Source organism: Pseudomonas sp. GW821-FHT09E12, assembly GCF_059416085.1.
This window is the reverse complement of sequence record NZ_JBWKOM010000002.1, coordinates 218,365-241,672: the sequence shown is the minus strand read 5'-3', so window position 1 is coordinate 241,672 and position 23,308 is coordinate 218,365. Positions and strand designations below refer to the sequence as shown.

22 protein-coding genes are annotated in these 23,308 nt (G+C 63.5%); 7 read left to right on the top strand and 15 right to left on the bottom strand.

What is annotated here, in order from left to right; genetic code table 11:
• Window positions 1–20: 20 nt before the first annotated feature.
• The 7 genes from AC07PQ_RS06195 to AC07PQ_RS06165 form a co-directional block, all read right to left on the bottom strand.
• Window positions 21–1,139, bottom strand: a complete 1,119-nt coding sequence (locus tag AC07PQ_RS06195) for an ABC transporter substrate-binding protein (RefSeq protein WP_493185117.1) — start codon at window positions 1,137–1,139, stop codon at window positions 21–23.
• Between the two features lie 127 nt (window positions 1,140–1,266).
• Window positions 1,267–1,923: a GntR family transcriptional regulator gene (locus AC07PQ_RS06190; protein WP_007924929.1), complete on the bottom strand. Its 657-nt coding sequence runs from the start codon at window positions 1,921–1,923 to the stop codon at window positions 1,267–1,269.
• 18 nt (window positions 1,924–1,941) lie between these two features.
• Window positions 1,942–2,430: a RidA family protein gene (locus AC07PQ_RS06185; RefSeq protein WP_007924927.1), complete on the bottom strand. Its 489-nt coding sequence runs from the start codon at window positions 2,428–2,430 to the stop codon at window positions 1,942–1,944.
• Between the two features lie 24 nt (window positions 2,431–2,454).
• On the bottom strand, window positions 2,455–3,834 hold the full coding sequence (locus tag AC07PQ_RS06180; protein WP_007924918.1) for an aminotransferase: 1,380 nt from the start codon (window positions 3,832–3,834) through the stop codon (window positions 2,455–2,457).
• A 26-nt stretch (window positions 3,835–3,860) separates the two neighbouring features.
• Complete coding sequence (locus tag AC07PQ_RS06175) at window positions 3,861–5,453, bottom strand: gamma-glutamyltransferase family protein (RefSeq protein WP_493185118.1); 1,593 nt, start codon at window positions 5,451–5,453, stop codon at window positions 3,861–3,863.
• A gap of 31 nt (window positions 5,454–5,484) precedes the next feature.
• Complete coding sequence (locus AC07PQ_RS06170) at window positions 5,485–6,933, bottom strand: NAD-dependent succinate-semialdehyde dehydrogenase (RefSeq protein ID WP_007924910.1); 1,449 nt, start codon at window positions 6,931–6,933, stop codon at window positions 5,485–5,487.
• A 386-nt stretch (window positions 6,934–7,319) separates the two neighbouring features.
• Complete coding sequence (locus AC07PQ_RS06165; RefSeq protein WP_007924909.1) at window positions 7,320–8,996, bottom strand: MFS transporter; 1,677 nt, start codon at window positions 8,994–8,996, stop codon at window positions 7,320–7,322.
• A gap of 214 nt (window positions 8,997–9,210) precedes the next feature.
• On the opposite strand from AC07PQ_RS06165, the gene AC07PQ_RS06160 reads away from it, so the two are divergent.
• Entirely contained in the window at window positions 9,211–9,399 is a 189-nt protein-coding gene (locus AC07PQ_RS06160) for a hypothetical protein (RefSeq protein WP_493185119.1), read from the top strand.
• A 122-nt stretch (window positions 9,400–9,521) separates the two neighbouring features.
• Window positions 9,522–10,463, top strand: coding sequence for a class I SAM-dependent methyltransferase (locus AC07PQ_RS06155; protein WP_493185120.1), 942 nt, complete (start codon window positions 9,522–9,524; stop codon window positions 10,461–10,463).
• A 73-nt stretch (window positions 10,464–10,536) separates the two neighbouring features.
• Here AC07PQ_RS06155 and AC07PQ_RS06150 read toward each other — a convergent pair whose 3' ends face one another.
• From AC07PQ_RS06150 to AC07PQ_RS06140, 3 genes are all read right to left on the bottom strand, one after another.
• Window positions 10,537–11,796, bottom strand: coding sequence for a DUF1479 domain-containing protein (locus AC07PQ_RS06150; RefSeq protein WP_493185323.1), 1,260 nt, complete (start codon window positions 11,794–11,796; stop codon window positions 10,537–10,539).
• A 153-nt stretch (window positions 11,797–11,949) separates the two neighbouring features.
• A complete protein-coding gene (locus AC07PQ_RS06145; protein WP_493185121.1) occupies window positions 11,950–12,816 on the bottom strand; it encodes a helix-turn-helix domain-containing protein in 867 nt (288 codons plus the stop codon).
• Between the two features lie 64 nt (window positions 12,817–12,880).
• The gene (locus tag AC07PQ_RS06140; protein WP_493185122.1) at window positions 12,881–13,669 is read right to left on the bottom strand and encodes a DeoR/GlpR family DNA-binding transcription regulator; all 789 of its coding nucleotides are present in this window, start codon (window positions 13,667–13,669) and stop codon (window positions 12,881–12,883) included.
• A 180-nt stretch (window positions 13,670–13,849) separates the two neighbouring features.
• On the opposite strand from AC07PQ_RS06140, the gene yghX reads away from it, so the two are divergent.
• On the top strand, window positions 13,850–14,749 hold the full coding sequence (yghX, locus tag AC07PQ_RS06135; RefSeq protein WP_493185123.1) for a YghX family hydrolase: 900 nt from the start codon (window positions 13,850–13,852) through the stop codon (window positions 14,747–14,749).
• 51 nt (window positions 14,750–14,800) lie between these two features.
• Here yghX and AC07PQ_RS06130 read toward each other — a convergent pair whose 3' ends face one another.
• On the bottom strand, window positions 14,801–16,222 hold the full coding sequence (locus AC07PQ_RS06130; RefSeq protein ID WP_493185124.1) for a phophatidylserine decarboxylase associated domain-containing protein: 1,422 nt from the start codon (window positions 16,220–16,222) through the stop codon (window positions 14,801–14,803).
• Window positions 16,223–16,602: 380 nt separating this feature from the next.
• Here AC07PQ_RS06130 and AC07PQ_RS06125 point away from each other — a divergent pair, with 380 nt between their 5' ends.
• Window positions 16,603–17,148, top strand: a complete 546-nt coding sequence (locus AC07PQ_RS06125; RefSeq protein ID WP_007924898.1) for a hypothetical protein — start codon at window positions 16,603–16,605, stop codon at window positions 17,146–17,148.
• A gap of 42 nt (window positions 17,149–17,190) precedes the next feature.
• Here the strand turns inward: AC07PQ_RS06125 and AC07PQ_RS06120 are convergent, their stop codons facing one another.
• Window positions 17,191–17,826: a hypothetical protein gene (locus tag AC07PQ_RS06120; protein ID WP_007924896.1), complete on the bottom strand. Its 636-nt coding sequence runs from the start codon at window positions 17,824–17,826 to the stop codon at window positions 17,191–17,193.
• A gap of 282 nt (window positions 17,827–18,108) precedes the next feature.
• Between AC07PQ_RS06120 and AC07PQ_RS06115 the strand changes: the two genes are divergently transcribed.
• Genes AC07PQ_RS06115 through dsdC form a run of 3 tightly spaced genes read left to right on the top strand, consistent with a single transcriptional unit; the run spans window position 18,109 to window position 21,798 of the window.
• Entirely contained in the window at window positions 18,109–19,449 is a 1,341-nt protein-coding gene (locus AC07PQ_RS06115; protein ID WP_493185125.1) for a GntT/GntP/DsdX family permease, read from the top strand.
• A 24-nt stretch (window positions 19,450–19,473) separates the two neighbouring features.
• A complete protein-coding gene (dsdA, locus tag AC07PQ_RS06110; protein WP_493185126.1) occupies window positions 19,474–20,826 on the top strand; it encodes a D-serine ammonia-lyase in 1,353 nt (450 codons plus the stop codon).
• 24 nt (window positions 20,827–20,850) lie between these two features.
• The gene (gene dsdC, locus AC07PQ_RS06105; protein WP_493185127.1) at window positions 20,851–21,798 is read left to right on the top strand and encodes a DNA-binding transcriptional regulator DsdC; all 948 of its coding nucleotides are present in this window, start codon (window positions 20,851–20,853) and stop codon (window positions 21,796–21,798) included.
• Between the two features lie 31 nt (window positions 21,799–21,829).
• Here the strand turns inward: dsdC and AC07PQ_RS06100 are convergent, their stop codons facing one another.
• From AC07PQ_RS06100 to AC07PQ_RS06090, 3 genes are read right to left on the bottom strand one after another with little or no spacing between them, the layout of a single operon-like run.
• Window positions 21,830–22,024, bottom strand: a complete 195-nt coding sequence (locus AC07PQ_RS06100) for a DUF1289 domain-containing protein (protein ID WP_007924891.1) — start codon at window positions 22,022–22,024, stop codon at window positions 21,830–21,832.
• 41 nt (window positions 22,025–22,065) lie between these two features.
• Window positions 22,066–22,557 (bottom strand): copper chaperone PCu(A)C, encoded by a 492-nt coding sequence (locus tag AC07PQ_RS06095; protein ID WP_007924890.1) that lies wholly within the window; start codon window positions 22,555–22,557, stop codon window positions 22,066–22,068.
• Window positions 22,557–23,162 carry an SCO family protein gene (locus AC07PQ_RS06090; protein ID WP_007924889.1) on the bottom strand — a complete coding sequence of 202 codons (606 nt, stop codon included), beginning with the start codon at window positions 23,160–23,162 and terminating at the stop codon, window positions 22,557–22,559. Before AC07PQ_RS06090 ends, AC07PQ_RS06095 begins: the two co-directional genes overlap by 1 nt.
• Between the last annotated feature and the right edge of the window lie 146 nt (window positions 23,163–23,308).

Genomic DNA, 23,308 nt, shown 5'->3' with positions numbered 1-23,308 from the left:
CCCCGCACACCGCGATGTCATTACTGGTCGGCGAGAACGAACTTGCCACTTTTCACAGTGAAGTAATGCAGTGAACCCGATCGGTCTCCGTCGGCCTGGAAGGAGATGTCGCCGGTCGCGCCTGGCAGGCGCTCGATGCGGCTGAGCGCATCGTTCATGGAGGCTCGATTGAGCGGGCCGCTGGCGCGCGCAGCCTTCGCCGCCGCGCCCAGGGTCAACGCCGTGTCGTAGCCCAAGGCCGCCCAGCCATTGGGCTCTTGCTGGTATTTGGCAACGTATTGCTGGACGAACGCTGCAGTTTGCGCTGACGTCTGCGAGTGGCTATCGAACATGCCATACAGCGTCATGCCCTCGGTGGCGCTGCCGCCCAACTGCACAAGCTGCGACGACAGCGCGCCATCGGTGCCGATCAGGCGGGCGTTGATGCCCAGCGATTGGGTCTGCTTGGCGATCATCGCTGCCTCGGTGTAGAAGCCGCCGATAAAAATCGCATCGGGCTTGTGCTGCTTGACACCGGCGAGGATGGTCCGGAAATCCTTGGTCCCCAGGTTGTAGCTGTTCTGCCCGGCCAGGGTGCCGCCCGCCGCCACGAAGGCATCGGCGAAAGCCTTGTTGATCCCGATGCCGTAATCGTCCTGCTGGTACAGGATGTAGAGCGATTTGACTCCCATCGTCCGAGCGACGTACTCGCCCATCATCGCGCCCTGGGCCGCGTCGGTCATGATCAGGCGCCGGAAGTACGGGTTGATGCCCGTCAGCTGCGGGCTGGTGATCGCCGAGGCCACGATTGGCATCTGGCACTTTTTCAGGATTGGTGCGGCAGCCAGGGCGACCGAACTGAAGGTGTAGCCGGCCACCGCCAGGGTGTCCTGGTCCTCGCAGAAACGCCCCGCCGCCAACACGCCATCGTTGGGCTGGCCATGATCGTCGGACACCTTGACCTGGAGGTTCACGTCGTCCTCCGACCTGACCTTCTCGACACCCAACTCAAAGCCTTTGCGCACATCCAGGCCGTAGGAAGCGAAATCGCCGGTCAAGGTGGCGGTAAAGCCGACCTGGACAGGTTCCGACGCACGCGAGACAACGGAACATAACAGCACTGCACTGCACGCCGCAGTTGATACTATTCGTTTGAACATGCTGCACCTCTTTAAATATTGTTATTGTTGAATTCAAGGCGAAACATCCCTGTCGCGACCTCCTTGACAACTAAGGAGGTCACGCTGAAACAAGTAGTAAATTTAACTGACGGCTCTCGCCAGGTTATTAACTTACTAAAGTTACCAGTGCAGGAATCGTAGCCCTTACATGTTCCCGCACCACCGACTCTACCAACGCCTGATCGCCACTTTTGAGGGCTCGAATAATGCCCGCATGATCATCCCGCGAAGTCATCGGCTTATCCGCATGTTCAAGCCATATGCGCATGTAAGGCTCCAGTGAGGAATGCAAGCCGACGAGCTGAGCATTGAGGCGTGGCATGCCGGCCAATCCCGACAGGTACTCATGGAACTCACGATGTTTAGTGACCCATTCGGAATAATCCGAGTTGCACAGTTCCATCTGGTCAAGCAAATGTTCCAGAGTTGCAATGGATTGCGGCGTCAGCCTGGGCATGGCGAGACCGGCCGCCAGGGCTTCAAGGCTGGCGCGAATTTCGAATACTTCGCGCATTTCCTGCGCATTCAAGCCGCGCACGATTGCCCCGCGGTTCGGCCTGATATGCAGCAGTCCTTCGGCGGAAAGCCTGCGGAAGGCTTCGCGTACCGGCATTCGGCTCATGCCGATTTCAGCGGCAATATCCTCGGCAACGAGCCGCTCTCCCGCGCGATAACGGCCCTGCCGGATTCCGCTTTCGATGAAGCGATATGCCTCACCTTCAGCCGAAAGTGCGAGTCCGTTAAATTCGATTTGCTCAGCCATGACACCCTCTGTATATGCTCAGGAAAACTCGACAGTCACCCAAGTTTCGAAACAGTAATCGTCCGCTAGCGACGTGACTCCGATGGTTGCCCTTGGGGCAATTCCTATTGTCTCCCCAAAGGCGTCCACCAGTAAATCGCTCATGGCGCTCGACACCAGATGCGGCTCGGTAAAATCAATGTCGCAGGCTACAAAGTTAAGAACCCTGGCAATACCCACTACGCGATCCAGATCACCAATGGCATTCTTGATCGCGGCAATGCAATTAATACCCGTCAACTTTGCCGCTTCACGCGCCTGATCGACATCAATGGAACGCCCTACGCGGCCGGGATATCTCGCCTCGCCCTGGGCATTCAACCCGGCAGTTTGCCCGGACAGAAACAACAAGTTGCCGCTGATATAGTGAGGTTTCATTTTTCCATATTTGGTGCCGTAGTAATGTTCGCCCACTTCGGCAAGCGGTAATTCAATGCCCATCTCTTTTAAACGCTGTTCAACTTTCATGCCGCCGTGCTCCTGTCTCGTGTTTCAACGACTGCCCTGGACCTCGGCAGTCACTTCGGCCAGCGCCTCTTCGTAACGGTCCAACAGGTCTGCAAGTTGCTCTTGAGTAATGATCAACGGCGGGCACAACGCAATGGCATCACCGATATTGCGCGTAATGACCTTACGACGGAACAACGCAGCGGACATCATCGTCCCCAGGTTTCCGGCGGCCAGGTATGGCGTCTTGTCATCCTTGTTGCCAACGAGTTCGATCGCCCCGATCAAACCCAGGGACCGCACCTCGCCTACCAGCGGATGCGCAGCAAGCCTGGCCAGGCGAGTGGCCAGGTATTCGCCCAGGGCACAGGCCTTCGCCACCAATTCACGCTCTTGGATGATCTTGATGTTCTCCAGCGCCACCGCGGCAGCCACCGGATGCCCCCCTGCCGTCAGGCCATGGCCAAAGGTGCCGCGACTTGCACTTTGCGCAGCGACGGCCGAGTAGACCTTTTCGTTGATCAGCAAAGCGGAAATCGGCAGATAGGAAGATGAAAGCTGCTTGGAGAGCACCATCATGTCCGGGGTGATGCCGAAATGCTCGCTGCCGAACATCTTGCCGGTCCGCCCGAAGCCGCAGATCACCTCATCGGCGACCAGCAGAATGTCGTGCTTTTCAAGGACCGCCTGGATCAAGGTCCAGTAACCGGCCGGTGGCAGTATTACCCCTCCCGCGCCCATCAAGGGTTCAGCGAACATGGCGCCAATGGTCTGCGGCCCCTCGCGCATAATCAGTGCTTCCAGTTCCTGTGCCAGGCGCTGGGAAAAATCCGCTTCGGACTCACCCGGCCGGCCTTCGCGGTAATAGTGCGGCGCGGTCAGATGAAAGAAACCCGGCAACGGCGCGTTGAAACCACCCTGGACATGGGGCAGGCCGGTCAGGCTGGAGGCACCCAGCGTTACACCGTGATAGGCACGATTGCGCGAGATGATCTTGGTCTTCTGTGGCTGGCCCAAGGCATTGGCGCGGTACCACACCAGCTTGATCGCCGTGTCGTTGGCCTCGGAACCGGAGTTGGTGAAGAAGGCCTTGCTCATGGGAACAGGCGCCAGGGCGATCAGCTTTTGCGCCAGTTCAACCAAGGGCTGGTTCGAGCGCTGGGTGAAGGTGTGGTAGAACGGCAGCTTCTTCATCTGCCGCGCAGCCGCTTCGACCAAGCGCTCCTCGCTGAAGCCGACCGCCACGCTCCAGAGGCCGGACAGTGCTTCGATGTACTTCTCACCCTGCTCGTCAAAAACGTAGATGCCCTCCCCGCGGTCCATGATCAGCGAGCCTTCCTCGCGGTTCTTCACTGCATTGCTGAATCCGTGCAAGTGATGCTGTGCATCGAGGCGGGAAAGGTTCTGTTCGGTAGGTGCGTGCATGTTTTTATTCTCTTGTAAGGGGTGGGTCAGTAACCGACAGCCTGGCCGTCACGACGGGAATCGGAGGCGGCAACGTAGCTGCCGTTTGCGCCGCACTGGATCAGCTGGGCGCTGCCAAACTCCATGCTCCCGGGCTCATGGACCTGCAGGTGGTGACCGCGGTTTTTCAGCGATTCAATGACATGGGCCGGGGTATGCGCCTCCAGGTGAACGACGGGCCCCGCCTCGACGCGAAAACGCGGGGCATCGCTCATGGCCTGCGGGTTCTGATCGAAGCAGGCCAGGCGCGTCATCATTTGCAGGTGACCTTGCGCCTGCATGCTGCCGCCCATCACCCCCATGGCCATGACCGGCTCGCCTCCCCGGCTGATGAAACCCGGGATGATGCTGTGCAAGGGCTTTTTCCCCGGGCTGACCTGGTTCACATGCCCAGGCTCCAGGACAAACCCCATGCCACGGTTGTGCAGGCTGATGCCGGTGCCGGGCACGACGACCCCGGAGCCGAAGCCCTTGTAGTTGGACTGGATAAACGAAACCATCATCCCGTCGGCGTCCGCCGCGGCGAGATAGACCGTACCGCCAAGCGCTGGAGTACCGGCGACCACCGATGAAGCCTGGGGCTGAATGAGCTGTGCACGCTGGCGCAGATAGTTCTTGTCCAGCAGCGCCTCGGCCGAATGCTTCATGTGCGTGCGATCACCGACATGCGCATGCAGATCCGCAAAGGCGAGCTTCATGGCTTCGATCATCACGTGATAGGCATCAGGGCTGTCGAGGCCCATGGATTCAATATCGAACGACTCGAGCATACCCAGCGCCATGAGGGCGGCGATGCCCTGGCCGCTGGGCGGGATCTCATGCAGGGTGTAGCCGCGAAAGTCCTGGCTGATCGGTTTGACCCATTCCACTTCCATGGCCGCCAGGTCGTCAGCGCACAAGGCGGCTCCGCACTGCCTGGCAAAGGCCAGGATCCGTTCGGCGAGCTCGCCACGATAGAAACTTTCGCCATGGCTTTGCGCGATGCTCTGAAGCGACGCCGCCTGCTCGGGAAAACGCCACCAGTCACCTGCCGCAGGCAATTTACCGTCTCGCGTGAAGGCCTCGCGAAAACCTGGCTGCCCCATCAGGTCGGGGGCCTGGGCCTGCCACTGTCGGGCGATCTGCGGACTGACAGCGAACCCCTCCTGCGCATACTCGAGCGCCGGCCCGAACAACTGCGGGAACGGCAACTTGCCAAAACGTCGCGACAGGGCCGCCCAACCCGCTACCTGCCCCGGCACCGTCACGCTGTCCCAACCTTTGGTCGGCATCTGGCGCTGGCCGGCAAAATGTTCCAGCTCCCAAGCCGCGGGGGCCTGTCCGCAGGCATCGAGACCGTGCAGCTGGCCGTTGTCCCACACCAGGGCGAACAGGTCGCCGCCGATACCGTTCATGACCGGCTCGACCACGGTCAGGGCGATTGCCGTGGCCAACGCCGCATCCACCGCATTACCGCCAGCCAGCAGCATTCGCACGCCGGCTTGCGCCGCCAGCGGCTGCGAAGTGGTGACAACGTTCTTCGCCAGCAGCGGCATCTTTTGCGATGGGTAGGGAAGATCCCAGTTGAATGTCTTGTGCATTATTTTTCACTCAGCATGGAAAGGGCTTAACTCAGACCTGAATACAAGCGAACTTGGTTTCCAGATACTCATTGATTCCTTCCCGGGCCCCTTCGCGGCCCAGTCCGGATTGTTTGACTCCGCCAAAAGGCGCGACTTCATTGGCGATCAGATGGCTGTTGACGCCGACCATGCCGTACTCCAACTGGCGCAGCACACGGAACACCCGCGCCATGTCCCGGCTGAAGAAATAGGCAGCCAGACCGTATTCGGTGGCGTTGGCCATGGCGATGGCCTCTTCCTCTGAAGAGAAGCGATACAAGGCGGCAACCGGCCCGAAGATTTCCTCACGGGCCATGCGCATTGAGGCATCCACTTCTGCCAGGACCGTCGGTTCAAAGAACGTGCCGCCCAGCGAGTGCCGGCTGCCGCCCAGCAACAGGCGCGCATTCCCGGCCACGGCATCGCCGATCAAGGCGTCGAGCTTATGCACGGCACGTCCGTCGATCAGAGGGCCGACCTGCGTGCCTGGGTCCAGGCCATCGCCCACCTTCAGCGCTTTCACCGCGTCAATCAAACGCTCGAGGAATTCATCGTAAATGCCCGCATGCACCAGAACGCGGTTGGCACTGGTACACATCTGCCCGGCGTTGCGAAACTTGACCGCGACCAGGGATTTCACGGCGGCGTCCAGGTCCGCGTCCTCGAAGACGATAAAAGGTGCGTTGCCTCCCAGTTCCAGCGACAGCTTCTTGATGGACGGGGCACATTGCGCGATCAGCATGCGCCCCACCTGGGTAGACCCGGTGAAGCTGATCTTTCTTACCGTGTCGCTCGCGCACAGCACGTCGCCAATCTCCTGCGGATCCCCGGTAATCACCGAGAAGACCCCTGCCGGCAAGCCAGCCTCTTCTGCCAGGGCAGCCAAGGCCAATGCCGACAACGGTGTCTGCTCCGCGGGCTTGAGAATCAGGGTGCAGCCCGCCGCCAGCGCGGGGGCGACTTTGCGAGCGATCATCGATGAAGGGAAATTCCACGGGGTGATCGCCGCACACACGCCCACCGGTTCGCGAAAAACCAGGTAGTGCTGGTCCTCCGAAGGCGACGGCAGCACCTGCCCCTCGATACGACGCGCCTCCTCGGCGAACCAGCGCAGATAGGCCACCGTGGAGCCCACTTCACCACGCGCCTCGGCCAGCGGCTTGCCCTGCTCCGCCGTCAGGATGCGGGCCAGCTCTTCAGTGTGCGACTCAACCAGCTCGGCCCATTGGAACAACAGCCTGGCCCGCTCCTTGGCGGGCTGCATCTTCCAGCTCTGCTGGGCCAGCCTGGCTCGCTCAATGGCATCCAGGGTCTGCGCAGCGCCCACACGGGGCACCGAGCCAATCGCCTGGCCGGTAGCCGGATTGGTCACGCTGAACGTTCGCTTGTCTGGCGCCTCGATCCAGTGACCCGCAACGAAACACTGATCCTTGATGAGCTCACAGGGTAGAGATTGCATTTTTGGCTACCTGGATAATTGGATACATTAATACATGAATCCATATAAGCACCTTTATTTAAATCCGGCAATTCCAAAAAACGACAGGACATACCCCTGGGCGACACGTTTTGATGAACGTGGCGAGGCGTTGCAATTGATCTGAATGGGGAAAGGCCGTGGCGCCCGCTGCCTGGAGCGTTGAACCACTGCGACGGGCTAAAGCGGATGTTCGGCTCGGCCGCTCAAGGAGCGCCCTCGATGAACTCGATAAGGATGGGACTTGGCGTTGCGTCGCGCGCAATCACAGGCACAGCGATGCAACGGCTGTAGCGCCTGCGCCATCGGTAAGAATTGCCCATCACACGAGGCACGCCCTCTCCCAGGCGGGAGAGGACGTGCGCACCTCAAGCGTGGTGAATGTCCCGATCCTTGGTTTCCGGCAGGAACAAGGTGCCCAGGATCGCCGTCATCACCGCGATGACGATCGGGTACCAGAGCCCGTAGTAGATGTCCCCGGTGGCCGCCACCATGGCAAACGCCACCGTCGGCAGGAAGCCGCCGAACCAGCCGTTGCCGATGTGATACGGCAGCGACATCGAGGTGTAGCGGATGCGCGCCGGGAACAGCTCCACCAGCCAGGCGGCGATCGGGCCGTAGACCATGGTCACGTAGATCACCAGCAGGGTCAGCAATGCCAGCACCGCCGGATAGTTGGTCTTGGCCGGATCGGCCTTCTCGGGGTAGCCGGCGTCCTTGAGGGCGCTGCCCAGGGTGGCGACGAAGGCATCGTTCTGCGCCTTGAAGTCAGCGGCCGGCATGCCGGTGCCTTCGAAGCTCGCCAGCACCTTGTCGCCGATCCGGATCTGCGCCACGGCGCCCGGCTCGGCCTTCTCGTTCGCATAAGGGATGGCTTTCTTCGCCAGCACGCTCTTGGCCAGGTCGCAGGAACTGGTGAATTTGGCCTTGCCCACTGGGTCGAACTGGAACGAGCACTGGGCGGGATCGGCGATCACCGTGACCGGGTTGCGCGCCTGGGCGCTGAAGACGTCGGGGTTACCGTATTGGGTCAGCGCATGGAAGATCGGAAAGTAGGTCAGCGCCGCGAGGACGCAGCCGGCCATGATGATGCCCTTGCGCCCGATGCGGTCCGACAGGCTGCCGAACAGGATGAAGAACGGCGTGCCGATCAGCAGCGAGCCGGCGATCAGCAGGTTGGCGGTCTGCGGGTCGATCTTGAGCGTCTGCAGCAGGAAGAACAGCGCGTAGAACTGCCCGGTGTACCAGACCACCGCCTGGCCGGCGGTGCCACCGAGCAGTGCCATGATCACGATCTTGAGGTTGTCCCAGCGGGCGAAGGACTCGGTCAGCGGCGCCTTGGATGACTTGCCTTCGGCCTTCATCTTCTGGAACACCGGCGACTCGCTCAGTTGCAGGCGGATGTACACCGAGACGATCAGCAGCAGGATCGACAGCAGGAAAGGAATCCGCCAGCCCCAGGCCTCGAAGGCTTCGGTGCCGAGGATCGTGCGGCAGGCGAGGATCACCAGCAGCGACAGGAACAGGCCCAGGGTCGCCGTGGTCTGGATCCACGACGTGAAGTAGCCGCGCTTGCCCTTGGGGGCATGCTCGGCCACATAGGTCGCCGCGCCGCCATACTCGCCGCCCAGCGCCAGGCCTTGCAGCAGGCGCAGGCTGATCAGGATGATCGGCGCTGCCACACCGATGGTCGTATAGCTGGGCAGCAGGCCGACCACGGCGGTGGAGACCCCCATGATCACGATGGTGATGAGGAAGGTGTGCTTGCGCCCGATCATGTCGCCCAGGCGGCCGAACACGATCGCGCCGAACGGCCGCACGGCAAAGCCCGCGGCGAATGCCAGGAGGGCGAAGATGAAGGAGGTGGTTTCGTTGACGCCAGCAAAGAAGTGCTTGGCGATGATTGCGGCTAACGAGCCGTAGAGGTAGAAGTCGTACCACTCGAATACGGTGCCCAGGGAGGAGGCGAAAATGACCTTGCGCTCCTCCCGGGTGATCCCGCGGTTGGGCGTGCTGCCCGTGGTTGTACTGTCGATTGCCGGCATGAGGGTTCTCCGTCTTGTTCTTGTTATAGGCCGGAGTGCCTTACTACCCTTGCCGCACCCAGGCCCTGGGCTGATGTCATCGAACTGAAGCTCATCGAACTACGGATTGCACAAAGCATGGAAACAGGCTGACGGCCTCGCATCGCTGCCAGGTTTCCCTGAAGCATAATCAGCTTCGTGCAGATATCCACTCGCCCGCCGTCTGGCGGCCCTCATGCCACGCCGCCGTCAACCATCACTGCCGTCGATCATTCAAATCATGAAAGCGGATTTTTCATTTTCCACCGATGCCTTCAGAATGGCGCCACCTTCAATACCGTCGGACAAGTACGTCATGAATATCAATTTTGCGGTCGCCTGCATGATCGTGGTTTCCTTTGCCATCGCCCTGTTCCACACCTGATCGGCAGCCCCGCTCGACATAGCCCCCGGCCATCGGCACGGGTGCCAGCCACTGACTTGCCGCGTTCCCCACGCGGCATTTGTGTTTAAAATGCCCGCCCTTTTCCGCTGCTGGCCCCTGCGATGAACTCCGACGCCCTTTCCACCCTGCACCATCACCTGCTGACAGCCCTGGCGTCCGCTCCCGCGGAAACCCGGCGCCTGTTCCATGGCCGCGGGCGTTGCTGGCCGGGGCTGGAGCAAGTGACCGTGGACTGGCTGCAGGGCGTGGTGCTGGTGGCGCTGTTCAAGGAGCCGGAGCCGCAGCAGCTGGAGGCGCTCAAGCAGTTGCTGCTGGCACTCAGCACCTCGCCGCAGTGGCAGGCCTGTGGCGCCCATACCCTGCTGCTGCAACACCGTTATCAGCTGCAAAGCCCGGTGGACTGGCTGGTGGGCGAACCTATCGATGAATGGACCCTGGTCGAGGAAGGCCTGCGCTATCGAGTGGACCTGGGCCAGAAGCAGAACAACGGCCTGTTTCTCGACATGCGCTACGGCCGCAACTGGGTGCGCGCCAATGCCCGGGGCAAGCGCGTGCTGAACCTGTTCGCCTACACCTGCGGCTTCTCGGTGGCGGCCATCGAAGGCGGCGCGACCCATGTGGTCAACCTCGACATGTCGCGCGCGGCCCTGAGCCGTGGCCGCGACAACCACCGGCTCAACGGCCACGACCTGAGCCGGGTGAGCTTTCTCGGCCACGACCTGTTCAAGTCCTGGAGCAAGGTAAAAAGTGGCGGGCCCTACGACCTGGTGATCATCGACCCGCCGTCCTTCCAGAAAGGCAGCTTCCTGCTGACCAAGGACTACGCCCGGGTGCTGCGGCGCCTGCCGGAATTGCTCACGGCCGACGGCTGCGTGCTGGCCTGCATGAACGACCCGGCCGTCGGCTCGGACTTCCTGATCGACGGCGTCACCCGCGAAGCCCCGGGCCTGCGCTTCGAGCAACGCCTGGACAACCCGCCGGAGTTTCCCGATAGCGATATCAAGAGCGGCTTGAAGGCGCTGGTATTCCGCCGGGGCGAATAAGCCCGGCATCCCTCGCCCGGCCCCTCAGCAACAGACTCCACCGCCCTCGGCCTGAGCCCCGATAGCCTAGAGGTCACTCCAGCCCCAGGCCGCGCCGGCCGATGGCGTTCAGCTCCTCGGGGCCGAACCGGCCCTGCCAGGTGCTTTCATAGTCTTCCCGGGGAAAGTCCGGCGGCGATACGCCCCGCTCGAAGGCGCCATACACCGCCTTGGCGTAAGCCTGGTTTTTCGCACACATGGGCGCCGCCGGCACGTACATCACATTGCCCCAGCCCTGCTGGTTTTCCACAGCGGCCACGCTGTGGATCAGGTCGCAATGCCACCACACCGAATCGCCGGCGCGCACCTCGGGGATCGGCCGCAAGGCCTGCATCAACAGCGGGTGCCATTGCCGGGAAACCGGTAACACCTGGCCCGGCGCCACGCCGCACAATTCATCTTCCGGCACGTCGTCGAGCAACGGGCGCAACAGCAGGTAGGCCATGGCCTTGGGAATCGGCACGCAGTGCAGCACGCCCTGGTCGGCGCGCATGTCCGACAGCGCGGTCCAGCCCTGGAAGGTCCTGAACACCGAGCACGTCACCGTGTCGCGGTAAGCGTACTCGTCGACCTCGGTGCGATGCGCCGCGTCCCAGGGGTCGTAGGCCGCGAAGTCATTGCGGTAGAGGCTGTCGAAGACCTTCAGGTAGGCCGGGTGCAGCCAGCGCTCCAGGGCGCCGGAATCGGTGTGCGGGCCCAGGCCTCTGGAACAGGTGCCCGGCGGCCGGCGCCGGACCCGGTCGGGGTACAGCGCATTCACCTGCGGGTCGAACCATTGCCGGCCCTGGGACTCGCTCTTCCACAGCCGATTGAGAAAGACCTGCACCCGGGCCATGCGCTCGTGCTGGCGCAACTGCATCTGCGCCCGCGACCAGTAGATCGGCAAGATCTGCGGCCGCGAGGCCTCCAGGTTGCCGAAGAAACGGTCGACCGGGCCGCGGTAGATCCGCTTGAAATCATTGCGCGCCAGATAGCCCAGCAGATCCTGGTCCCAGGCGCTGACGGTGTCCCGGGCGAAATGCCCGCGCACCACCACGCAGCCGCGCCGGTGGATCGCCGCCCGCTGTTCGGCGCTGACCCGGCCGGCGGCGATCTGCGCATAGTCCAGCTGCGGCCAGGCCTGGCCGCCCTGGGCATCGATCGAGGCGATCTCCTGCTCGATAAAGGCGCTGACCTCGGCGAACAGCGACTGCACGTCGCCGATCCGCGCACGCAGGGCGCGCTTCATCCGCACTATGTGCTCACGGTAGTTGTCGGGCAGGGTCTGGCAGTGGAAGGCAGCGTAAGGATTCATGGTCATGGCCTGTGTCGTTCGGGTCGGGAGAAGCGCGAGCATGGCGCCGCGCTGTTGCCATGAAACCCCAGGGCCCTGGCCGCAGGCAGTGGGGTTTGGCGCGTCGACCGATATGATTATGGCGTTTCCAGCGCCGCTGGCAGCAGGATGCTGTCACTGGAAATGCGCGCGGTGGCGCTGGCGGAAAGCCGAAGGGGTCATGCCCTGCCGGGCCTTGAACTGGCGATTGAACAGGGCCAGCGAGCCATAGCCCACGGCCTCGGCAACCTGGGTCACCGGGGTCTGCGGCCCTTGCACCAGCAGCGCGCAGGCACGGCCGATGCGCAGGCGGGCGATGTACTCCAGGGGCGTCGCCCGGGTATGGCGGCGGAACATCCGGTGAAACGCCGAGACGCTGACACAGGCCATCCGCGCCAGATCAGCAATGCTCAACGCTTGGCAGTAATGCGCATGAATATGCTCCAGCACCCGCTGCAGACGCCCGTCCTCAAGCACCGCCGGGCCGGCGGCGGCCGGCAGGATCATCTCGGCGCCACGGTCGCGACTCAGGCGCGTCAACAAGGCCAGCAACGACACCAGGCGCGTCGGCTCGTCCTGGGCGACCATGGCCTCGATCAGCGGGCGCGACTCCCGCGCCGCCTCGCCGCTGAACTGCACGGCCCCCCGGGCCGCGGCCAGCAGGGGGCGCAGGCCGGCCATTTCCGCAAACAGCTCGACCAGGGCAGTCGCCCAGGCTTCGGAAAACCAGATCACCAGGGCGATATGGGGCTGGCGCGGGTCGATCCGCTGCTGCGAACTCCAGCTGTGGGGCACGTTCGGCCCCACCAGCACCAGGTCGCAATCGTCATAGGCACGCACATCGCCGCTGATATAGCGCTGCCCGCGACTGTTGAGAGTCAGGGTCAGTTCGTATTCGGGGTGGTGGTGCCATTCGAAGGGAATTTCCTCGGCCAGGCGCCGATCGAGCATCGACCAGGAGGCGGTGGCCGTGGTGGGGATCTGCTCGAAGCTCGGTTTCATAGCGACACGCTGTCCTGTTGGCGAAGCTCATGGCCAGGGAAAATACGCTGAAGCGGCGCCGCCGTCACACCAGCGCCTGCACCACTTCGATGCCCAGGCGCCGGTAATCCTCGATGCTGCCCGAGGCCAGGTGCTGCTCGGTGATCAGCGTATGCAGGCGATTGCACGGCGCCACGACGAAGGGCTCCACCGCGCCGAGCTTGTCGGCGGTGGTCACTGCGATGACCTGAGAGGCGCTGTCGAGCAAGGCCTGTTTCACCGGCACCTCGTCGAAGTGCTGCGAGGTGATGCCGACCTCCGGGTGAATCGCGCACACCCCGGTGAACAGCAGGTCGGCGCGGATGCCCTGGATCAGGCGTACCGCTTCATGGCCGCCGGAAGACAGGGTCGCCGGGTTGAGCCAGCCGCCGGCGAGAATCACCTGGCTGCGCGGGTATTCGGCCAGGGCGACGGCGATCAGCGGCGAAGCGGTGACCGCGGTGATGCCGATATCGGCAGGTAGCGACTGGGCGATCAGCAGCGTGGTCGAGCCCGAGTCGAACATCACGATCTGCCCTTCCTGCACCCGCTGCGCGCCGAGCCTGGCCAGGTGGCGCTTGACCTCGCTGCTTTCGCCCAGGCGGGTGAACACATCCTTGCCGGTGTCCTTGGGCCGTGGCAGCGCGCCGCCGTGCACCCGTTGCAGCAACCCGGCATCGGCCAGCTCCGCCAGGTCGCGGCGGATGGTGTCCTCGGAAACCGCGAAATGCTGGCCCAGCTCGGACGCCATGACCTTGCCGTCGCGTTCGAGCAGCAACAGGATCTTCTGCCGGCGCACATGGGGCAGTTCGGCGATGGAATGCTGGTTTTGCATGGTTATGCCTGTTTTTGCGTGTTTATGCGAGATTAGCCAAGGCTTTGCCCAAACACAACGCCGGCCCTGCGCATTGGCCGCCCGGGCCCAGGCTTGCTTTACTGAGGCAACCGGGGCGAATTCGCCCCGCCCACAAGTCATGGGGCACCCGGACGCCCATGAGTGAGGAGATAACGCGCGATGCAACGTCTCAGTGCCAAAGACTTCGCCCCCGAGCTGCTCGAGCTCTACGACTACTACGCCCACGGCAAGATCAGCCGCCGCGAGTTTCTCGACCGGGCGGCGGCCTTCACCCTGGTCGGGCTCACCGCCAGCGCCACCCTCGCCGCCCTGACGCCGAACTACGCCCTGGCCGAACAGGTGTCGTTCTCCGACCCGGCGATCGTCGCCGAATACATCACCTACCCCTCGCCCAAGGGCCACGAACAGGTCCGGGGTTACCTGGTGCGCCCGGCGAAAACCGAAGGCAAGTTGCCGGCGGTGGTGGTGGCCCATGAAAACCGCGGGCTCAACCCGTACATCGAAGACGTTGCACGGCGCCTGGCCAAGGCCGGCTTCATCGCCCTGGCCCCCGACGGCCTGACCTCCCTCGGCGGCTACCCCGGCAACGACGACAAGGGCCGCGAGCTGCAACTGAAGATCAATCCGGAAAAGCTGATGAACGACTTTTTCGCCGCCGTCCAATGGCTGCTCGAGCACGACGCCAGCACCGGCAAGGTCGGCATCACCGGCTTCTGTTATGGCGGTGGCGTGGCCAATGCCGCGGCCGTGGCCTACCCGGAACTGGCGGCGGCGGTGCCCTTCTACGGGCGCCAGCCGGACAGCGCGGAAGTCGAGCGGATCCAGGCGCCACTGCTGCTGCACTACGCCGAACTGGACACCCGCATCAACGAAGGCTGGCCGGCCTACGAGCAGGCACTGAAAGCCGCGGGCAAGACCTATGAGGCCTACATCTACCCCGGGGTGAACCACGGTTTTCACAACGACTCGACCCCGCGCTACGACGAGGCGGCGGCCACCCTGGCCTGGGACCGGACGCTGGCGTGGTTCCACAAGTACCTGGTCCAGGCCAGCGGCTGACAGCGGTTTGCAGGTGACGGCGCGAGCGCGCCGTCGCTTGTGCTCGGCGGCTCAGCCCTTGTTCAGCAGCGCCGTGGCGATCACCGTGCCCATGGGCGTCGGTTGCGGGTCGTTCTGGTGCGCGACCGCGTTCACCGCCCAATCCTCCAACTGCACCCGGCCCTTCTGGAAGATCATCATGTGGGTCGAACCGCCGAACTCGAAATGCCCGATCTCGGTGCCACGGGTGATGTTCACCGGTGCCGCGCCTTGGTCGACGATGAACGGCGGCTCGATCACGCAGGTCGAGACCTCGACCATGCCGATGCAGATCAGCGCGACATAACCGCAGGTCGGGTGCTCGAAGACAAAGATCGCCCGGGCGGCGACATGCCCCAGGTACGGCTGCGACTCGGTGCCCTCCCAGGTGCCCTCGTCTTCGCCCTGGGCCGGACGCTGGGCGAAATAGGTGCCCGGCTGCACCCAGGAGCGCACCAGCTTGCCATCGAGCGGGGCGTTCCAGCGGTGATAGTGGGTCGCCGACAGGAAGCCCTGGTAAGCCTGCCCACCCTGGAACGGCGCGGCCCACTGCTCCTGGCCGCCGAACAGATCGAGCAGCGAGTAATTGACGTCCTTGATCCAGAACTCGGTCTCGAACGCCACATCGTTTTCGTACTGCCAGGGCGTGGTCTCGCAGCCGATATCGACCTGGGTCAGCGGATTGCCCTGGAACGGCCGCGCGCCGGGCACGAACCGGCGGATGAAAAACGCGTTCCAGGAATCGAAGCCGTAGCCGGGCAGGTTCGGGTCATGCTCCATCTGCGTCCAGACCCCGGCCTCATGGGCCGCCGCGGAGATCCACGAGCCCTCTTTTTCCGGGTCGTTGATGTCCAGCTTGTCGAGGGAAGCGCTGCTCTTGAGGAAGGCGTTCCAGGCATTGAGCACCTTCTTGAACTGCTGGTTGAAGGTCGTGTCATGGAACAGCGCGACACCCGCCTCGGTGCCCATCGACACCGCCAGGAAAGCGTTCATCGGCGTGCCGACCTGGGCCGTGGTGTTAAACGACGAGGAGGTGCTGATGATCTCGTTGAGAATCTCGAAGAAGCTGTCGTAGCCAGCGATCCACAGCGCATCGCCGTCCGTGTCCTTGATCTGCTCCTTGGTCGCCTCGTCCAGGGTCGCCACGTAGGCGTTCGACTGTTCGATCATCGAGTTGACCCACATGCGGTACACGCTGTTGTGGGTGACCCAGGTCTTGAACTCGATGATTTGCGTGCGCATCGGGATCAGGGTGCCGGCCTTTTTCTTCTCGGCGATCAGGTTGCGCAGCGGCACCAGGAACTTGGCCGTGGCCCATACCCGGTTGGGCACCCAGAAGCCCATCTGGATCGGCCCAGCGTTGGCCAGCGTCAGGCGTTCGGCGCCGGTGCTTTCCAGGCGTGCCTGGCGCGACGGCTGTTTGGGGTTGTTGAGCTGTTTGTCGTACTGAGTCATGTCTTTACTCCTTTAAAGAGGCGGCGCCCGGGCTGCGATGGCACGGGCGCGACCAGACCGCGATGAGGTACTGGCCAGCAAACGACTGCTCCAACAGGCGTTCATGTCAGGGGGCGACAAGGGTCTGGTACGGGGTTGAACGACACTCCGTGTCCTTCTCGCAATGCCGGTCCCGGGCAGAATGCAGCGGCCGAACGGCCATCTACAGGCGCGACTTGCCTGGACAAGTAAAGCTGCTCTGGCGGGTTTCTGGGGGGCGCCGGGAAAATTCAGGGCGCAGGCGACAAAGGGTTTTCCAGGATCATTCCTTACAACATTGATATCAAATGGACATCATTCGATAATCCCGCCCCACCAATCCCCTCACGCAAGGAAATGCCGTGAAAAAATCCCTGCTGTTCGTTCCTCTGCTCGCGCTGTTGCTGCAAGGCTGTGGCATGACCATGACGCGCTATGAACCGAGTTACGACAACGTCCAACGACTCAAGCAGAGCCCGCCTCTGCACACGATCAGCGATACACAGGTAACGGCGGCGGCCGGCCAGGGTTCGCTGTCGGTCCGCGCCAATCCGATCCGTTCGCCCAGCGGCAGCATCCCCTTGCATATTCAGGACGCCATCAACGAAGAGCTGCGCCGCGCCGGCCTGCTGGACCCGCAAGCGCAACGGCACCTGCAGGTGCTGGTGCTGAAGAACGAACTGAGCGCCGGAGTGGCCAGCGGTCATGGCGAGCTTGCGGCGCGCTTCACCCTGCTCAAGGGCAGCGAGGTGGCATATGAGTCGACCCAGACCGTGAGCAGCCAATGGAGTAGCAGCTTCTTCGGGCCCATCGCTATCCCCAACGCCGCCAATGCCTACAACCCGCTGGTGCGTGATTTGCTGAAAGCCCTGTACAGCGACCCGCAGTTCATCCAGGCGCTGAAATAAGGACAAAAAAAGAGCCGCTCAAGCGGCTCTTTTTTATTCGGTTCAGACCCGGGGCACGCGGGAATCGAGCGCCGAATATTTCAGGCTGTTGCGCTCGACCATCTGCTTGAGCAGCGCATTGACCTGCCGAGTGAAGGTATCGCTCACCGCTGCCTTCGGGGTATTGCCCATCAGCGGCACGAACCAGATGCCCATCCAGGTATTGATCCCATCATGGTTGCTGGAACTGCTGACAGCCTGGCCCTGCGGGTCCAGCGCCTCGAGGCTCATAGTGTATTGATCGGTTGCCATCGTCGGGATGATGGTGAAGGTGAAGCCGCTGATAAAGGCCATGACCATCTGCCCGCCACCAGGTGGATGGTTGTAGACCTTCAGCCGCAGATTGTAGTCACCCGGTTGCTTCTGGAACTCATCCAGGGTCACGCGACCGAAAAGGCCGGAGTCGCTCAAGATTTTTTGCAGCTGGGGTTTGAGCATGTCGCGCGCCTGCGGCACTTCGACGGCCGAAGCACTTTGAGGCTCGCCCTGATAGAAGTTGAAGCTCACATAGACATTCGGCTTGTTAGCGTAGCTGGACATGGATGGCAGATCCACCGTAGCCACTTCGTCCTTGGTGAAGCTGGCGCAACCGGTCAGCGCGAGCATCAGGGACAGGCCCAGAATCTTTCCAATCTTCATTGCGGTTTCCTTAGGTTGGGTAGCGAAGCGCCTCCATGGCTGGAGTGGCCGCGGCGATTCTAGAGAGTGACGATCAATATCAAAAGGCCATCAGTGAAAAATTCTTCCCGCCAACCGCAATCCCTTGCTGTACCGCACCCGCCACCGGCGCCCACAGCTGACCCAGCATCACCCATCTGCTGAGCAATGATCTTTTGTCAGCCCCGCGCGGCCGAGCGTTAACTCTCGCCCCGCGAAGTCCCTTGACGGACCCCGTCACAAAATCAATAAGAGGGTTGGCCAATGCAAAGCAATGGCGCGTTGCTGTGGGTGTTGTTAGCCGCGATCGTGATGATCGTGGTGCTGATTGTCAGGTTCAGGGTGCATGCCTTTCTGGCGCTGATCGCCGCCTGCGGCCTGGTGGGGATGGGCTCGGGGATGCCCTTGAATGCCATGCTCGAATCGTTCCAGAAGGGCCTGGGCGATACCCTGGGGTTTCTCGCCGCGATCATCGGGCTGGGCAGTATCCTCGGCAAGATGCTCGAAGAGTCCGGAGGTGCCGAACGCATCGCCCGGACCTTGCTCGACACCCTGGGCGAGCGGCGCGCCTCCTGGGTGATGATGCTGGTGGGGTTCATCGCCGGCATCCCGGTGTTCTTCGAGGTCGGCTACATCCTGCTGATTCCGCTGGTGTACGTGGTGGCCAAGGCCACCCGCCTCAACCTGCTGCACCTCGGCGTGCCGCTGGCGGTGTCGCTGATGTGCGTGCACTGCATGCTGCCGCCGCACCCCGCGGCCATGGCCATCACCCACTTGCTGGGGGCCGACGTCGGCAAGGTGATCCTCTACGGCCTGATCGTCGGCCTGCCCACCGCCATCGTCGCCGGGCCGCTGTGGATCCGCCTGGTGGCGCGCAGCCAGGCCGAACCTTGGCAGGCGGCCTTCCTCGAGGAGCGTTGCGAGGCCCGTGGCGAACGAGTGCTGCCGGGCTTCTGGCTGACGTTGCTGACCATCTTGCTGCCGCTGCTGCTGATGATCGGCAAGACCTTCGCCACCGCCCTGCCCGCCGGCTCGACGCTGTCCGGGCTGCTGTCGTTCTTCGGCAACCCGCTGGTGGCGCTGCTGATCGCCGTGGTCTTCGCCTACTGGTCCCTGGGCCTGCGCCGTGGCCTGGGCATGCAGGACCTGCTGGGGCACACCCAGAAAAGCCTGCCGCCGCTGGCCAGCATCCTGCTGATCATCGGTGCCGGCGGCGCCTTCAACGGCATCCTGATCGACAGCGGCGTGGGCAAGGTGCTGGCCGATTCCCTGACCCGGCTGGACATCAACCCCGTAGTCCTGGCCTGGCTGGTGGCGGGCCTGATGCACTTCGCGGTGGGCTCGGCGACCGTGGCCATGATGAGCGCCGCCGCCATCGTGCTGCCGACCCTGGGCGTCGACTCCGGCTACAGCAAGGAGATCATCGTGGTCGCCATCGGCGCCGGGGCCATCGGCTGGACCCACGTCACCGACTCGGCCTTCTGGGTGGTCAAGGAATACCTCGGGGTGTCGCTGGCCGATGCCCTCAAGACCTTCACCAGCGCCACGGTCCTGGCCTCGGTGGTCGCCCTGCTGCTGACCCTGGCCCTCTCTCATTTCGTTTAAACCTTTGCCACAGGAGACTTCCCCATGATCGCAGGCCAGCCACTCGCTACCTGGACCCGCCGCTTCCCGCTGCTCGAAGAGCTGATGGCGTTGCGCGAAACCACCTGGTTCACCGCCACCCGCGCGCCCCTGGCCGATGGCCTCAGCGATCTTGCGCTGAGCGCCGCCGACGTGGCCGACGCCAGCGCCCGCCTTGCGCGTTTCGCCGCGTATTTTCGCGTGGCTTTTCCCGAGACCTTGGCCAACAACGGCATTCTCGAATCGCCGATCCAGCCGCTGCCGGCCTTGCAGGCGGTGCTGTCCAGCCGCTACGGGCAAGCCCTGCCCGGCGCGCTGTGGATCAAGCAGGACAGCCACCTGCCGATCTCCGGGTCGATCAAGGCCCGCGGCGGTATCTACGAGGTGCTCAAGCACGCCGAACGCCTGGCCCTGGAGGCCGGCCTGCTGCGCCCGGACCAGGACTACAGCGTGCTCGACTCGCCCCAGGCCCGGGCGTTCTTCAGCCACTACCGGATCGCCGTCGGCTCCACCGGCAACCTGGGCCTGTCCATCGGCCTGATGGGCGCCCGGCTGGGCTTCCAGGTCACGGTGCACATGTCCGCCGACGCCCGCCAATGGAAGAAGGACAAGCTGCGCGCCCATGGCGTGAACGTCATGGAATACCAGAGCGACTACAGCATCGCCGTGGCCCAGGGGCGCCGGCAGGCCAGCGCCGATCCGGCCTGCCACTTCGTCGATGACGAAAACTCCACCGACCTGTTCCTCGGCTACGCCGTGGCCGCTGAACGCCTGAGCCGGCAACTGCAACAGGCCGGGGTCCGGGTCGATGCCGAGCACCCGCTGTTCGTCTACCTGCCCTGCGGTGTCGGCGGCGGCCCTGGCGGCGTAGCGTTCGGCTTGAAGCTGGCGTTCGGCGACGCCGTTCACTGTATATTTGCCGAGCCCACCCATTCGCCGTGCATGCTGCTTGGGGTACACACCGGGCTGCATGACGAGGTGTCGGTGCAGGACTTCGGCATCGACAACCTCACCGCCGCCGACGGCCTGGCCGTCGGCCGCGCCTCGGGTTTTGTCGGCCGGGCCATGCAGCGGCTGATCGAGGGTTACTACACCGTCAGCGATGACGAACTGCATGCCCTGGTCTGGCTGATGGCCAAGCACCAACAGCTGCACCTGGAGCCCTCGGCGGTGGCTGGTGTCCCAGGCATCGCCCGGGTGCAGGCACAGCGTGACCAGTACCTGCAGCGCAGCGGCCTGAGCGCCGCGGCTTACGCCCGGGCCACCCACCTGGTCTGGGCCACGGGCGGCAGCATGGTCCCGGACACCGAGATGCAGGCCTATCTGGCGCAAGGCGCCCGGGTGCTGCAAGGCTCATAACCGACCGACAGGAGAAGCGCCGGCTTGTACAACCTACCGCCCCGACTGGATGCCAAGCTCAACAGCAGCCAGTTCTCGAACCTGTTCACCTTCCAGGCCGCGGCCCGCCACCTGAGTTTCAGCAAGGCCGCCGATGAGTTGTGCCTGACCGCCAGCGCGGTCAGCCATCGCATCGCCCGGCTGGAGGCGGAGCTGTCGATCCAGCTGTTCCGCCGGCTGACCCGGCGGGTCGAGCTGACCGAGGCCGGCGAACGGATTTTCGCGATCCTCCAGCAAACCCTGGGCGAGCTGTCCGAAGTCCTGGCCCAGCCCGTCGACGCCGACCTGGCCGGGCCGCTGACCCTGTACGCCCACCCGTCCATCGCCCATTCCTGGCTGGTGCCGCGCCTGGCCGAGTTCGGCCAGCGCTTTCCCGGGGTCAGGCTCGACCTGCGCGTAGGCAACGACCGCATTGACTTCCGCACCCGGCAGATCGACCTGGCGCTGTACTACGGCAATGGCGAGTTCCATGGGCTGGCGGCGCACAAGCTGATGCAGGAACGGGTCGCGCCGGTGTGCAGCCCGCAATACGCCGAACGCCATGGATTGACCGGCGCGGTCGAGCAACTGCAGCACTGCACCCTGCTGCATGACTCGCTGGCCTGGGACCACGCCACCTTCGATTCCGAATGGGCGCTGTGGATTCGCCAGCACGGCGGAGGTGTGCCCATGCCGAAACGCGGGGTGACTTTCGATCGCTCGGACCTCTGCGTCACCGCCGCCATCCACCATGCCGGCGTGGCGATCGGGCGCGAGCATCTGGTCAGCGAGGCGATCGGGCAAGGCCGGCTGGTGCTGCCGTTCACCGGGTTTACCCGCAGCGGCGAATACGATTACTACATCGTCCACCCGGCCCTGGAGGCCCTGCCGCGACGAGTCTCGGCCTGTATCGCCTGGTTACGCGAGTGTGCGGCGCAGACGCCGGGAATCTGAAGGCCGGCGCTGGAGGCCGGCTGGGGGGAGATCAGCGGCTGGCGCCGCCGCCCTTCTTGCGCAGCGCCTTCAAGCGCTGGCTCGCCCGCTGCACCGCCGCCATCTTTTCCGGGCGCTTCATGCGCTTCCATTGGCGGATGTCGTCCTTGCTGCGCCCGCAACTCAGGCACAGGTCGCCGCTCAACTGGCAAACGGCGATGCAGGGGTTGTCGATTTCCTTGGCCATGCTTCAGCCTGGCTGCCGGTCGTCGCAGGTGCCGCTAACCATCAATGCTGCATCTTGCTGTGGTCAGGCATATTCAGGGCGCGGGCCTGGGCCTCGACCTTGATCGACTCTTTCTCGCCCTTGGCATTTTCCACCACCAGGGTCAGCGGCACCTTGTCGCCTTCCTTCACCTGGGCCACCAGGTCGATCAGCATCACGTGATAACCGTGGGGGTCCAGGGCCACGGCCTTGCCGGCCGGCAACGCGACGAAGTCCGCCGGGCGCATGCTCATCACATCGTTGTGCATGCTCGACTGGTGAATCTGCACGATCTTGGCCACTGGCGACTCGACGCTGAGCAGCTTGCTGTCGTCGCTGGCGGTCAGGGTCATGAAGGCCCCGGTCGCCTGTTGCCCGGCGACGGTGGCGCGTACCCAGGCGTCGTCGACCTGGGTCTGGGCCGCGGCCTGGCCCGCCAGGCCCAACAGGGACAGGCCGATCAGGATGCGTTTGGCGCGTTGGGCGATAGCGGTTTTATTCAGGGCCGGGTACATCAGCAGACCTCCATGACGGTCAGTAGATCTTCCGCGCACTCTTGCGCGGTAAGCGATTGGGACAAGCCAAGGCGCAACGTGCCCCGGGAGTCGTAGACAAAACTGGTGGCGGTGTGGGACAGGGTGTAGGTCGAACCGCTGGGGATCTTCTCGTAGAACACGTCGAATTCCTTGGCCGTGGCCGCGGTCTGCTCCAGCGTGCCGTACAGCGCGACGAACGACGGGTCGAAGGCCTTGACGTAGGCGTCGAGGACCTCCGGGGTATCCCGCTCGGGGTCCAGGGTGATGAAGATCACCTGCAGGCGGTCGCCGTCGCGGCCCATCAGTTTCTTGGCCTGGGCCGCGCGCGCCAGCGTCGTGGGGCAGATGGCCGGGCACTGGGTGAAACCGAAGAACACCATCGGCATCAGGCCGCTATAGCTTGAGAGCGTCCTGACGTTGCCCTCGGTGTCCTTCAGCTTGAAGGTACGACCCATGATCTTGTCGCTCAGGTCCTTGCCATATTTGTACGACAACTGGCCCCGGGTATCGCAGCCGGCCAGAAGACCGAGACCCAACACCCCCATACCTGCAATCACCTCGCGGCGACTCAACAAAACACTCATTCGTTACCGCCCTTTGAGGAGCCGAAAGTCCAGATGAGCCGCCAGGCGGCCCATCCGTAAAAGCCACGCATGGTAGCAAAACGAGGCGCCCCGCTTCCTGCCAAATGGATGACAGGTTGTGTGCGACCTTGGTCGGGTGCGGCGTT